Genomic DNA, 12,812 nt, shown 5'->3' on the forward strand with positions numbered 1-12,812 from the left:
TTTCCCGTCCCCCAGGCCGGCCGGCGCAGCCGGCGGGGCTCCTGCGCTCGAAGTCCGGATGAACCGCCACCTCCCTGCCCCTGTCACCCTGTCGTTGCCGCGCGCCGCGCGCCGGCGTTTCCTCGGTCAGGCGGCCGCCCTCGCGCTGGGCGGCGCGGGGATACCCGCGGCGCGGGCGCAGTTCCGCGTCGAGGTCACCGGCGTCGGCATGCAGCAGATTCCGTTCGCGATCGCGCCGTTTCGCGTGCCGCCCGGGCTGCCGCAGGACGTGGCCGCCATCGTCGCGGCCGACCTCGTGCGCAGCGGCATGCTGCGTCAGCTGCCGGCCAACGTGCCGGGGCTGGATGAGACGGCGCGGCCGGAGCTGGCGCCTTGGAAGGCGCAGGGCGTCGACGCCCTGCTGACCGGCAGCGTGCGACCGCTGGCCGACGGCCGCTTCGATGTGCGTTTCCGCCTCTGGGACGCGGTGCGCGGCACCGACCTCGGCGGGCTGAGCTACCCGGTCGGCGCCGGCCAGCTGCGTCTGGCGGCGCACCGCATCGCCGACTACGTCTACGAGAAGCTCACCGGCGAGAAGGGGGTTTTTTCCACCCGCATCGCCTACGTCGGCGAGCAGGGCGGGCAGTTCCGTCTGTGGGTGGCCGACGCCGACGGCGAAAACGCCCAGGCGGCGCTGTCCAGCAGCGAGCCGATCATCTCGCCGGCCTGGTCGCCCAACGGGCAGCAGCTGGCCTACGTCTCCTTCGAGGCGCGCAAGCCCGTCATCTACGCGCACGACCTGGCCAGCGGGCGGCGGCGCCTGCTGGCGAGTTTTCGCGGCTCCAACAGCGCGCCGGCCTGGTCGCCCGACGGGCGGCGCCTGTACGCGACGCTGACGCTGGCCGGCAGCTCGCAGATCTACGCGCTCGACCTGGAGGGCGGGGCGCCGCAGCGCATCACGCAGACCGGCGGCATCGACACCGAGCCGGCCTTCGCCCCCGACGGCAAGTCGGTCTACTTCGTCAGCGACCGGGGCGGCGCGCCGCAGATCTACCGCATGACGCCCGACGGCCGCGAGGTCACGCGCGTGACCTTCGAGGGCGCGTACAACATCTCGCCCGCCGTCAGCCCGGACGGCCGTCATCTGGCCTACGTGACGCGCACCAACGGCGGCTTTCAGCTGCGCGTGCTGGACCTGACCACCGGCAGCATCAGCGCCCCGACCGACACCAGCGCCGACGAGAGCCCGAGCTTTGCGCCGAACGGCCGCCTGATCATCTACGCCACGCGCGTGCAGGGGCGCGAGGTGCTGATGACGACGACGCTGGATGGGCGCGTCAAGGCGCGCCTCAACGCGCAGGGCAACGTGCGCGAGCCCGACTGGGGGCCGCTGCAGGGCTGAGGCCGCGCCGACCCGGTACCGTTTTCCGACCACTTCCGCATCGATCCGCCGACCATGACCACCCTTCGCATCCCGTCTCCGTTCCGTCCGACCCCGCTGCGCCTGCTGGCGCTGGCCACCGCGGCCGCCGTGCTGGCGGGCTGCTCCAGCGTGCGGCTGGACGAAAGCGCCCCGGTGACCGACCGCAGCGCCGCCCCGGTGCAGCCCGTTGGGGGCGGGGCGGCTGGCGGTGGCGCCGGCGCGGCGGGCGCCGCGGTCGACGGCCGCACCGTGGTGCCGGTGCAGACCGTCCCGGCCGAGCAGGGGCAGCCGCCGGCCAACGTCGCGCGCGTCATCTACTTCGACTTCGACTCCTACGTCGTCAAGCCCGAATTCATGGCCACGCTGGAGGCGCACGCGCGCTTCCTCAACGCCGACCGCAGCCGCCGCGTGGTGCTGGAGGGTCATACCGACGAGCGCGGCGGGCGTGAGTACAACCTGGCGCTCGGGCAGAAGCGCGCCGACGCCGTGCGACGCGCCCTGGCGCTGCTGGGCGTGCAGGACGCGCAGATGGAGTCCGTCAGCTACGGCAAGGAAAAGCCTGCGGTCCAGGGCAGCGGTGAGGAGGTCTGGAGCCGCAACCGCCGCGTCGAGCTGGTCTACCGTTGAGGCGCGCGAGGGGATCCGCCATGGCCTGCGTCCTTGCACCGCGGTCGCGCGCAGCGTGGCTGGGCCGCTCGATGGCGGCGGCCGCGCTGGCGTGGCTGTTCGCCACCCCCTCTTGGGCGCTGTTCGCCGACGACGACGCCCGCCGCGCCATCCTCGAGCTGCGCGGCCGCGTGGAGGCCCAGCGCCAGCAGCTGGAGGCGCAACGCCAGCTGATCGAGGAGCTGCAGCGCGCGTTGCAGGCTGCGCAGCAGGATCTGGAGCCGGCGCGCCGCGGCCTGCTGGAGCAGACCAACCAGCTGGAGACGCTGCGCCGCGAGCTGGCGCAGCTGCGCGGACAGCAGGAGCAGCTGGCGTTCCAGCTCGCCGAGCTGCAGCGCCAGCAGCGCGACGCGCTGGCGGCGCTGGACGAACGGCTGCGCGCGCAGGAGCCGGTCAAGGTCGCGCTGGAGGGTCAGGAGTTCACCGTCCGGCCCGAGGAGAAGGCCGCCTTCGAGGCGGCGATGGCGGCGCTGCGCGCCTCGGACTTCCGGCGTGCCGCGCAGCTGCACGCCGAGTTCCTGCAGCGCTTCCCGGCCAGCGGCTACGCGCCGCTGGCGCTGTACTGGCGCGGCAACGCGCTTTACGCGGCGCGCGACTACAAGCCGGCCATCGAGGCCTACCAGCAGCTGCTGCAGGCGCATCCGGGCCATCCGCGTGCGCCGGAGGCGATGCTGGCCATCGCCAGCTGCCAGGTCGAGCTCAAGGACCTCAAGGCCGCGCGCGCCACCTGGCAGGCGCTCATCAGGCAGTACCCCGACAGCGAAGCCGCCGCGGCTGCGCGCGAACGGCTCAGCCGCCTGCGCTGACCCCGGCGCACCCCTACAATCGCGTCCTCGATCATGGACGCCAACGCATTCCAATCCTTGCACACCACGGTGCTGTGGGCGGTGTTCGCCGTCGCGGCGATCTTCGGCGCGCTGGCCCAGCGCACTCACTTCTGCACCATGGGGGCGCTGAGCGACCTCGTCAACATGGGGGACTCGACGCGCCTGCGCATGTGGGTGATGGCCATCGGCGTGGCGATGGTGGGCTTCCACGTGCTGGCCGGGCTCGGCGTCATCGACGCCAGCAAGACCATCTACTTCGGCGGCCGCATCATCTGGGCCTCGGCCCTGGTGGGCGGGGCGCTGTTCGGCTTCGGCATGGTGCTTGGCTCCGGCTGCGGCAGCAAGACGCTGGTGCGGCTGGGCGGTGGCAGTCTCAAGGCGCTGGTGGTGTTCTTCGTGATGGGGTTTGCCGCCTACGCCACGCTGCGCGGCATCACCGCGGTGTTGCGTGACCGCACGGTCGACAGGGTGGCCTTCGAGATGCGCCCGGGCAGCACGCTGCCGGCCTGGCTGGCGCAGCAGCTGGGCTGGCCGGCGGAGACGGCGCTGCTGGTCGTGGGCTGCGGCGTGGGGCTGGCGCTGATGGCTTGGGCCGCCGCCTCCGCCGATTTCCGCCGCAGCGCCGACGCCTGGCTCGGCGGCGTCGGCGTGGGCCTGACGGTGGTGGCGATGTGGGCGGTGTCGGGCTGGCTCGGCTTCGTGCCGGAGCACCCGGAGACGCTGGAGCCGGTGTTCGTCGCCACCCAGAGCGGCCGCATGGAGGCACTGACCTTCACCGCCCCGCTGGCCTACACGATCGACTGGCTGATCTACTTCAGCGACGCCAACAAGGTGCTGACGCTCGGCGTGGTCAGCGTGCTCGGGGTGGTGGCCGGCTCGGCGGCCTGGGCGCTGGCCACGCGTTCCTTCCGCTGGGAGGGGTTCGCCGGCACGCGCGATACCGCGCTGCACATCGTCGGGGCGCTGTGCATGGGGGTGGGCGGCGTCACCGCGATGGGCTGCACGATCGGGCAGGGCCTGTCAGGGGTCTCGACGCTGAGCCTGACCAGCGTGCTGGCGCTGCTCGGCATCGTGGCCGGGGCGCTGGCGGGGTTCCGGTTCCAGATCTGGCTGCTGGAGCGTGACTGAGGCCGCCGGCGCTCCCGCGCTCGACGCCGCGCGCCGCTTTGGCGGCGTGCGGCGCCTGTACGGCGAGCGCGGTGCGCGGGCGATCGCCGATGCCCACGCGGTCGTCATCGGGGTCGGCGGCGTCGGCTCCTGGGCCGCCGAGGCGCTGGCGCGCAGCGGCATCGGGGCGCTGACGCTGATCGACCTCGACCACGTCGCCGAATCCAACGTCAACCGCCAGCTGCACGCGCTGGATGCGACGCTGGGCATGGCCAAGGTGCTGGCCATGCGCGAGCGGGTGCTGGCGTTCCATCCCGGCTGCCGGGTGGAGCCGGTGGAGGACTTCGTCGGACCGGACAACTGGCCGCAGCTGCTGCAGGCGGCGTGCGCGCGCCAGGGGTCGCAGCGGGCGCTCGTGGTGCTCGATTGCTGCGACCAGATGGCGGCCAAGGTGACGCTGGCCGCCTGGGCGCGCGCCAGCCGCGTGCCGTTCATCACCGTCGGCGCTGCCGGCGGCAAGCGCCACGCCGAGCGCGTCGAGATCGACGACGTCGCGCACGCCACGCACGATCCGCTGCTGGCGCAGCTGCGCCAGCGGCTGCGCCGTCACCATGGCGCCCCGCGGCAGGGCCCGATCGGCGTGCCGGCGGTGTTCAGCCGCGAGCCGGTGACCGTCCCGGCCGTGGCGGCCGCGTGCGACGCCGCGGTCGACGGCAGCCTGAACTGCCACGGCTACGGCTCCAGCGTGGCCGTCACGGCCACCTTCGGCCTGTGTGCGGCCGGCTGGGCGCTCGAGCGGTTGGCCAGCCTCGCGGACGGCATTTCGCCTGCGCTATAATGACAGCTTTCCTTTCGCGCCGCGAGAGCGGCAGCGGTTGGGTCGTTAGCTCAGCCGGTAGAGCAGCGGACTTTTAATCCGTTGGTCGCAGGTTCGAATCCTGCACGACCCACCAAAAAATTCAACGGGTCACGCCGTCTTCATCCTCGTAGACCGGCTGCCGGCGTGACCTGATCGTGACGAACGACCCGCACCCGGCGGGTTTTTTTGTGCCCGCGCCGGGCTCGGGCGGCGCAACCGACGGGACCGATCGAGATGGCATGGGAAGCGCTGGCGGTGTCCACCGGGGTGGTGGCGCTGGCCGAGATGGGCGACAAGACGCAGCTGCTGGCGCTGCTGCTGGCGGCGCGCTTTCGCCGGCCGCTGCCGATCGTGGCCGGCATCGTGGTGGCCACGGTGCTCAACCATGCGCTGGCGGGGGCGGTCGGGGCGTGGCTGGCGGCCCACGTCAGCCCGGCCTGGCTGCGCTGGGGGCTTGGGCTGTCGTTCCTGGCGATGGCGGCCTGGATGCTGATCCCGGACAAGGTCGACGAGGACGACGTGCGCATCGCGCCGCGCTGGGGGGTGTTCGGTGCCACGGCGCTGGCGTTCTTCCTGGCGGAGATGGCCGACAAGACGCAGATCGCCACCGTGGCGCTGACGGTGCACTACGCCGCGCCGCTGGCGGTGGTGGCCGGCACGACGCTGGGCATGCTGCTTGCCGACGTGCCGGCGGTGTTCGTCGGCGACCGGCTGGCGCGGCGCGTGCCGATGCGGCTGGTGCACGGCGTGGCCGCGGCGATCTTCGCGCTGCTGGGACTGGCGACGCTGCTCGGCGCGGGGGTGTCGCTCGGTTTTTGACACCCGGCGGACGCTGCGCCACAATCGATGCATTCGTGCATGCTTATGTGCAATTGAGAAGGCGCCGGCGTTGCGCCGCCGGTGCCGGGATCCCGAGGAGAATGCCGATGTCCCCGACCACCCTGACGCGCCGCCGCTGGCTGCGCCTGAGCGCCGGCGGCGTGGCCGGCGTGGCGGCGCTGGCCGCCGTGCCCGAGGTGCGCGTGTTCGCCCAGCAGCTGCAGGATTTCATCGAGGGCCCGCCGGTGCCCGACATCGAGCCGCAGCGCATCACGCCGCACGTCTGGATGATCTACGCCAAGGACGGCTTTCCGACGCCGGAGAACCGCGGCGTGATGGCCAACGTGGTGTTCGTCGTCACCCGTGTCGGCGTCGTCATTCTGGACTCGGGCTGCTCGCTGCAGCACGGCCAGATGGCCATCCGCATGATCCGCAAGGTCACCGACAAGCCGGTGGTGGCGATCTTCAACAGTCACTACCACGGCGACCACTGGCTGGGCAACCACGCCTTCGTCGAGGCGTTCGGCGCCAGCCTGCCGATCCACGCGCTGCCGCATACCATCGAGATGATCCGCGGCACCGAGGGCAACCTGTGGCGCAGCCTGATGGAGCGCTGGACCAACCAGGCCACGATGGGCACCAGGGTGGTGCCGCCCAACACGCCGACCGAGCATGGGCGCACCTACCGCTTCGGCGACGTGACGCTGCGCATGCATCACTACGGACGCGCGCACACGCCGTCCGACCTGTGCATCGAGGTGGTGGAGGATCGCTTCACCTACGTCGGCGACATTGCGATGGAGAATCGCATCGCCAACATCGACGACGGCTCCTACCCGGGCACCTTCAAGTACTACGAGGCGCTGCAGAAGGCCACCGGCAGCGGGCAGCTGTTCTGGCCCGGTCACGGCCGCGGCAGCACGACGCTGCTGGAGGACTACGGCACGTTTCTCAAGGGCATCTGGGAGCCCTGCGTGCAGGCGGTCAAGGACGGCGTGCCGCTGGAGAAGGCCAAGGAGCTGGTGCTGAAGGATCCACGGGTGGCGCGGCGGGCCAGGGACATGGCCGGTTTCGACAGCAACATCGGCAAGTACACGAGCCTGGCGTACCTGGAGGCCGAGAAGGAGCTGTTCTGACGGCGGCGGCGCGCCGCGGCAGGGGCGGTTAGCATAGCCGCCCATGGATGGCGTGATGCCGACGTTCGCCCAGGCGTGGGCGCTCGTGCACGGTGGCGATGCGCTGCTGTGGTCGACCGTGACGCGGTCGATCGCGGTCAGCGGTTCGGCCACCGCGCTGGCGTGCCTGCTCGGTCTGCCGCTGGGCGCCTGGCTCGGGGTGGTGCGCTTTGCGGGGCGGGGGGCGCTGGTCACGTTGCTGGATGGCCTGCTGGCCGTGCCTTCGGTGGTGGTCGGCCTGCTGGTCTACCTGCTGCTGTCGCGCTCGGGGCCGCTCGGTTTTCTCGGCTGGCTGTTCTCGTTTCCGGCGATGGTGCTGGCGCAGACGCTGCTGGTGCTGCCGGTGGTGGTCAACCTCGCGCGCCGCGCCGTGGAGCAGGCCGAGCGCGACCACGGCGAGCAGCTGCAGGTGCTGGGAGCAGGGGCGGGCTGGCGCGCCCTGTTGCTGGCCTGGGACGAGCGCCATGTGCTGCTGTCGGCGGCGCTGCTGGCCTTCAGCCGTGCCGTGGCCGAGGTGGGCGCAGTGATGGTCGTCGGCGGCAACATCGAGGGCTACACCCGCGTGATGACCACCGCGATCGCACTGGAGACCAGCAAGGGGGACCTGCCGCTGGCACTGGCGCTCGGTCTGGTGCTGCTGCTGGTGGTGGTGGGGCTGCACGCGCTGGCGGCGCTGGCGCTGCGCTGGGCGCGCGGCGGCGTGCGGCCGTGGCCGCAACGGGAGCCCGCATGACCGCCGCGCCAAGGCTGACCCTGCGCGGGGTGTCGGTGCGGCGCGGGGGGCGATGGGCGCTGCGCGGTCTGGATCTGGCCATTCAGCCCGGCGAGCGCGTGGCGCTGGTGGGCCCCAACGGCAGCGGCAAGTCGACCCTGCTGCGGCTGCTGGCCGGTGTGCTGCCGCCCGACGAAGGTGACCTCCTGCGCCCGCCCGGACAGCGCGTCGGCATGGTGTTCCAGCAACCTTATCTGCTGCGTACCAGCGCCTGGCTCAACGTGGCGTTGGCGGTGTGGCTGCAGGGGCGCCCGTGGTCGCAGGCGGTGCAGGCGGCCCACGAGGCGCTGGCGCAGGTCGGGCTGGCGCAACAGGCCGGCCAGCCTGCGCGCACGCTCTCCGGCGGGCAGCAACAGCGGCTGGCGCTGGCACGCGCCTGGGCCCTGCGGCCGGAACTTTGGCTGCTCGACGAGCCCACCGCGAGCCTGGATCCGCAGGCCAGCGCCGAGCTGGAGGCGCTGCTGCGACGGGCGCTGCAGGGCGGCCCGGACGGGCCGGCGCGCACGCTGGTGTTCAGCAGCCATCGCCTCGGGCAGGTGCGCCGTCTGGCCACGCGCGTGCTGTACCTCCAGGGCGGGCGGCTGCTGGCCGATCTGCCGGTGGCGGCGTTTTTCGATGTGGCCGAGCTGGCGCGGCGGGCGCCGGCGGCGCTGCGCTTCGTGCGTGAGGAGTTGCCGTGAGGCGGCGTGCCTGGCTGCGCGGCGCCGGCGCGGCGCTGCTGACGGCGGCGGCGCCGGCCGGGGCTGCCCCGCCGGTGATCGTGCTGGCCTCCACCACCTCGACCGAGCAGTCCGGGCTGTTCGCCCACCTGCTGCCCCGTTTCCGTCAGGCCACCGGCATCGAGGTGCGCGTGGTCGCGGTGGGCACGGGGCAGGCGCTGGACATCGCGCGCCGCGGCGATGCCGATGCGCTGCTGGTGCACGACCAGGCTGCCGAGGAGGCGTTCGTCGCCGAAGGTCATGGCCTGCGGCGCGTCGAGGTCATGGTCAATGACTTCGTCTTGGTGGGGCCCCGGGCGGATCCGGCTGGGGCGCGTGGCGGCGACATCGTCGCGGCGCTGCGGCGCATCGCGGCGGTGGCTGCGCCGTTCGTCTCGCGCGGCGACCGCAGCGGCACGCACCTGGCCGAGCGGCGTTTCTGGGCCCTGGCCGGGGGGGCGCCGAGCGGTCGCGCCTATCGTGAGTGCGGCTGCGGCATGGGGCAGGCGCTCAACGTGGCCGCGGCGCTGGGGGCCTACACCCTGGCCGATCGGGCCACGTGGGCGAGTTTTCGCAACCGCGCCGATCTGGCGGTGCTGGTGCAGGGCGATGCGCGGCTGCGCAACCCGTATGCGGCCATCGTCGTCAACCCGCGCCGCCACCCGCACGTGCGGGCCGAGGCGGCGCAGCGCTTCGTCGACTGGCTGGCTTCGGCGGAGGGGCAGGCGGCGATCGCGTCCTTCCGCCGCGACGGCCAGCCGGTGTTTCAGCCGGTGGCGGCCGGGCGCTGAGCGTGCGCCGTCAGCGCGGCTGCAGCTTGCGGTAGATGGTGGCGCGGCTGATGCCGAGCCGGCGCGCGGCCTCGGCGACGTTGCCGCCGGCCTCGGCCACGGCCTGGCGGATCAGGGCGGCTTCGCGGTGGCGCAGCGGCAGCGCGGCAGCGGCCGCGCCGGGCGGAGGCTCGGCGTCGGCCAGCCGGGCCAGCACCACCACGCGCAGCGCGCTCCAGGTCGGCACCTCCCAAGGAGCACGCTGCCGGCGCGCGGCGTCGAACAGCGCCGCCGCCGGCAGCGCCAGCGCCTCCTCCACGTGCGGCCACGGCGTGCGCAGATCCAGCATCTCGGCGGCGGTGCGGTTGGCCGCGACGATGACGCCCTCGCCATCGAGCACCAGCAGGCCATCGTCGTCGTCGCCGGGCAGGCGGCCGGGCCAGGTCAGCCGCAGGCTCAAGGCGTGCGGCACGGCGGCCACCAGGGCATGCTCGATGCGGCGCGCCGCCACCGCCACCAGGTGCTTGAGCGCGCGCCGCTCCGGCGCCAGCACGCCGGTCAGGTCCAGCATGCCGGCGCAGCGGCCGTCGGGTCCGAACAACGGAGCGCCGGCGCAGGAATAGACCGCGGTGTCGTCGAAGAAGTGCTCGCCGCGGTGCAGCCACACCGGCACGCGCTCGGCCAGCGCCGCGCCGATGGCGGTGGTCCCCACCGCCCGCTCCGACAGGTCCACACCGATGCGGGCGATGGCGTGCACGTGGCGGTTGGACGGATCGGCCGGACCGTGCACGTCCAGCACCACGCCGTCGGCGTCGGTCAGCAGCGCGAAGTAGCCGGTGTCGCGCATCGCGCGCGCCAGCGTCGCCTCGATGACCGGCGCGGCGGCACGGCGCAGCGCCGTGCCGGCTTCCAGCACGCGCCGCTGCGCGGCGGCGCTGACGGTGTCGAAGGCCAGCCGCTCGTGCGGCCGGCGCCCCTGCGCCAGACAGCGCCGCCACGAGGCCACGATCCAACTCTCCAGCGGTGCCGGCACCTCGCGCTGCTCCAGCAGCCAGTCGCGGCGCGCCTGCTCGATGGCGCGCAGCCGCTCGTCGACGGCGGTGGGGGTGGCCATCGGGTTGGTCTCCTCGCGGCATCCCGCTGGGTGGCGGGCTGTCTCATTTTGAGAATTTCGGCGTTGCGTGCGGGAAAACCCTTGTGCACGACGGCGCCGCGCGACCAAGAATAGCCGAAAACCCGACTGCGGGCAGGGGCGATGCCCGCGCACCCCCAGAGGAGACAAGGCATGCAGAAAGTGCTGCACCTCGACCCGGCCAAGTGCACCGGGTGCCTGTCGTGCGAGATGGCCTGCTCGTACGAGAACTACGGCGTCTTCGCCACCTCCAGGTCGCGCATCAAGGTGTTCGACTTCCACCACACCGGCCGCAAGGTGCCTTACACCTGCACCCAGTGTGACGAGGCGTGGTGCCTGCACGCCTGTCCGGTGGAGGCGATCACGGTCGACAAGGTCACCGGCGCCAAGGTCGTCAGCGAAGCCACCTGCGTCGGCTGCAAGGTCTGCACCATCGCCTGCCCGTTCGGCACCATCAATTACGTCGCCGAGACCGGCAAGGTGCAGAAGTGCGATCTGTGCGGCGGGCAGCCGGCGTGCGCCGAGGCCTGCCCGACCGGCGCCATCACCTACATCGATGCCAACTGGACGGGCCTGGCGCGCATGCAGCAGTGGGCCGACAAGCTCGGCAACCAGAGCGCTCCGGCGGCGGCCTGACCCCCCGCACCCGATTTCGAGGAGACGACCATGGCATGGGCTGGCAAGATTCTGCGCGTCAACCTCACCGCGGGCACCTGCACGCCGGAGCCGCTGAACATGGACTGGGCGCGCCAGTACCTGGGTTCGCGGGGGCTGGGCACCAAGTACCTGGTGGAGGAGATCGACCCCAAGGTCGATCCGCTGTCGCCGGACAACAAGATCATCTGGGCCACCGGGCCGCTGACCGGCACGATGGCCTCCACCGGCGGGCGCTACACCGTCATCACCAAGGGGCCGCTGACCGGGGCGATCGCCTGCTCCAACTCCGGCGGCTACTGGGGCGCGGAGCTGAAGATGGCCGGCTGGGACATGATCATCTTCGAGGGGCGCGCGCCCAAGCCGGTCTACCTCTACATCCAGGACGACGTCGCCGAGCTGCGCGACGCCTCGCACCTGTGGGGCAAGAGCGTCTGGGAGACCGAGGAGACGCTCAAGACCACGCTGCAGGATCCGCTGCTGCGCATCTCCAGCATCGGCCGCGCGGGCGAGAACCAGGTGCTGTTCGCCTGCGTCGTCAACGACCTGCACCGCGCTGCCGGGCGCTCCGGCGTCGGCGCGGTGGCCGGCAGCAAGAACCTGAAGGCCATCGCGGTGCGCGGCACCAAGGGCGTGGGCAACCTCCATGACCCCAAGGCGTTCATGGCGGCCACGCGCGCGGCCAAGAAAGTGCTGGCGGACAACGCCGTCACCGGCCAGGGCCTGCCGAAGTACGGCACGCAGGTGCTGATGAACGTCATCAACGAGATCGGCGCGCTGCCGACGCGCAACCACCGCGACGTGCAGTTCGAGGGGGCGGACGACATCTCCGCCGAGGCGATGCTGCGGCCGCGCCCCACCGACGGCAAGACGCACCTCGTCACCAATCAGGCGTGCTTCGGCTGCACGATCGCCTGCGGGCGCATCAGCAAGATCGACGAGACGCACTTCAGCGTGCAGAACAAGCCGCAGTACTGGGGCGCCAGCGGCGGGCTGGAATACGAGGCTGCCTGGGCCCTGGGAGCCGCCAACGGCGTGCGCGACCTGGAGGCGCTGCAGTACGCCAACCTGATCTGCAACGAGCATGGCATGGATCCGATCAGCTTCGGCGCCACCGTCGGCGCGGTGATGGAGCTGTACGAGCTGGGCGTGCTGACCAAGGAGCAGATCGGGCTGGAGGCGCCGTTCGGCTCGGCGCGCGCGCTGTGCGAGCTGGCCGAGATGACCGCCCACGGCGTCGGCTTCGGCAAGGAAATCGGCCTGGGCAGCAAGCGTCTGTGCGAAAAGTACGGCCACCCGGAGCTGTCGATGAGCGTCAAGGGGCAGGAATTCCCGGCCTACGACAGCCGCGGCATCCAGGGCATGGGCTTGGCCTACGCCACCAGCAACCGCGGCGCCTGCCACCTGCGCGGCTACACGGTGGCCTCCGAGGTGCTTGGCATCCCGGTCAAGACCGATCCCCACGTCACCGAGGGCAAGCCCGAGCTGGTCAAGGCGTTCCAAGACGCCACGGCGGCGTTCGACTCGGCCGGCATCTGCATCTTCACGAGCTTTGCCTGGACGCTCGCGGACGTCGCACCACAGGTGGCGGCGGCGTGTGGCGAAGCGTTCACCGTGCAGGAGCTGGAGCGCATCGGCGAGCGCATCTGGAACCTGGAGCGCGAGTTCAACCTGGCCGCCGGCTTCACCGCCAAGGACGACACGCTGCCGCCGCGCCTGCTGACCGAGCCGGCCAAGACCGGCCCGGCCAAGGGGCTGGTCAACAAGCTGCCGGAGATGCTGCCGAAGTACTACCAAGTGCGTGGCTGGGACGAGCAAGGTCGCCCGACGCCCGAGACCAAGGCCCGCCTCGGGCTGTGACCGGCCCGCGGGCGCCGGAGGGCCGATGCCGGCCGGCCGGCGCCGGCGCGGCTGCCATCCCGCCGACTGGA

The 12,812-nt window shown here is 72.3% G+C and carries 13 protein-coding genes and 1 tRNA gene; 13 read left to right on the top strand and 1 reads right to left on the bottom strand.

Features of this window, described 5'->3' with window-relative positions; all coding sequences use genetic code 11:
- Nucleotides 1–58: 58 nt before the first annotated feature.
- The 11 genes from tolB (at nucleotide 59) to Tsedi_RS09175 (ending at nucleotide 9,116) form a co-directional block, all read left to right on the top strand.
- Entirely contained in the window at nucleotides 59–1,381 is a 1,323-nt protein-coding gene (gene tolB / locus Tsedi_RS09125) for a Tol-Pal system beta propeller repeat protein TolB (RefSeq protein ID WP_143895854.1), read from the top strand.
- A gap of 54 nt (nucleotides 1,382–1,435) precedes the next feature.
- Nucleotides 1,436–2,029: a peptidoglycan-associated lipoprotein Pal gene (pal, locus tag Tsedi_RS09130; RefSeq protein WP_143895856.1), complete on the top strand. Its 594-nt coding sequence runs from the start codon at nucleotides 1,436–1,438 to the stop codon at nucleotides 2,027–2,029.
- 20 nt (nucleotides 2,030–2,049) lie between these two features.
- Nucleotides 2,050–2,874 carry a tol-pal system protein YbgF gene (gene ybgF, locus Tsedi_RS09135; RefSeq protein ID WP_143895858.1) on the top strand — a complete coding sequence of 275 codons (825 nt, stop codon included), beginning with the start codon at nucleotides 2,050–2,052 and terminating at the stop codon, nucleotides 2,872–2,874.
- 33 nt (nucleotides 2,875–2,907) lie between these two features.
- Nucleotides 2,908–4,023 carry a YeeE/YedE family protein gene (locus Tsedi_RS09140; RefSeq protein ID WP_143895860.1) on the top strand — a complete coding sequence of 372 codons (1,116 nt, stop codon included), beginning with the start codon at nucleotides 2,908–2,910 and terminating at the stop codon, nucleotides 4,021–4,023.
- Entirely contained in the window at nucleotides 4,016–4,840 is an 825-nt protein-coding gene (locus Tsedi_RS09145) for a tRNA threonylcarbamoyladenosine dehydratase (RefSeq protein ID WP_143895862.1), read from the top strand. The genes Tsedi_RS09140 and Tsedi_RS09145 overlap by 8 nt, the downstream gene beginning before the upstream one ends.
- A 39-nt stretch (nucleotides 4,841–4,879) precedes the next feature.
- A tRNA-Lys gene (locus Tsedi_RS09150) sits at nucleotides 4,880–4,955 on the top strand.
- A 140-nt stretch (nucleotides 4,956–5,095) separates the two neighbouring features.
- Entirely contained in the window at nucleotides 5,096–5,680 is a 585-nt protein-coding gene (locus tag Tsedi_RS09155) for a TMEM165/GDT1 family protein (protein ID WP_143895864.1), read from the top strand.
- A 107-nt stretch (nucleotides 5,681–5,787) separates the two neighbouring features.
- On the top strand, nucleotides 5,788–6,816 hold the full coding sequence (locus Tsedi_RS09160) for an MBL fold metallo-hydrolase (RefSeq protein ID WP_143895866.1): 1,029 nt from the start codon (nucleotides 5,788–5,790) through the stop codon (nucleotides 6,814–6,816).
- A gap of 43 nt (nucleotides 6,817–6,859) precedes the next feature.
- Nucleotides 6,860–7,588, top strand: coding sequence for an ABC transporter permease (locus Tsedi_RS09165; RefSeq protein ID WP_246099245.1), 729 nt, complete (start codon nucleotides 6,860–6,862; stop codon nucleotides 7,586–7,588).
- Nucleotides 7,585–8,307, top strand: a complete 723-nt coding sequence (locus Tsedi_RS09170) for an energy-coupling factor ABC transporter ATP-binding protein (protein ID WP_143895868.1) — start codon at nucleotides 7,585–7,587, stop codon at nucleotides 8,305–8,307. Before Tsedi_RS09165 ends, Tsedi_RS09170 begins: the two co-directional genes overlap by 4 nt.
- On the top strand, nucleotides 8,304–9,116 hold the full coding sequence (locus Tsedi_RS09175; protein WP_143895870.1) for an ABC transporter substrate-binding protein: 813 nt from the start codon (nucleotides 8,304–8,306) through the stop codon (nucleotides 9,114–9,116). The genes Tsedi_RS09170 and Tsedi_RS09175 overlap by 4 nt, the downstream gene beginning before the upstream one ends.
- Nucleotides 9,117–9,126: 10 nt before the next feature.
- Here Tsedi_RS09175 and Tsedi_RS09180 read toward each other — a convergent pair whose 3' ends face one another.
- The gene (locus tag Tsedi_RS09180; protein WP_143895872.1) at nucleotides 9,127–10,209 is read right to left on the bottom strand and encodes a helix-turn-helix domain-containing protein; all 1,083 of its coding nucleotides are present in this window, start codon (nucleotides 10,207–10,209) and stop codon (nucleotides 9,127–9,129) included.
- Between the two features lie 171 nt (nucleotides 10,210–10,380).
- Here Tsedi_RS09180 and Tsedi_RS09185 point away from each other — a divergent pair, with 171 nt between their 5' ends.
- Nucleotides 10,381–10,863, top strand: coding sequence for a 4Fe-4S dicluster domain-containing protein (locus tag Tsedi_RS09185; protein ID WP_143895874.1), 483 nt, complete (start codon nucleotides 10,381–10,383; stop codon nucleotides 10,861–10,863).
- A 30-nt stretch (nucleotides 10,864–10,893) separates the two neighbouring features.
- A complete protein-coding gene (locus tag Tsedi_RS09190; protein WP_143895876.1) occupies nucleotides 10,894–12,741 on the top strand; it encodes an aldehyde ferredoxin oxidoreductase family protein in 1,848 nt (615 codons plus the stop codon).
- The last annotated feature ends 71 nt before the right edge of the window (nucleotides 12,742–12,812 follow it).

The sequence above is a fragment of the Tepidimonas sediminis genome, assembly GCF_007556605.1.
Classification (GTDB): Bacteria; Pseudomonadota; Gammaproteobacteria; order Burkholderiales; family Burkholderiaceae_C; genus Tepidimonas; species Tepidimonas sediminis.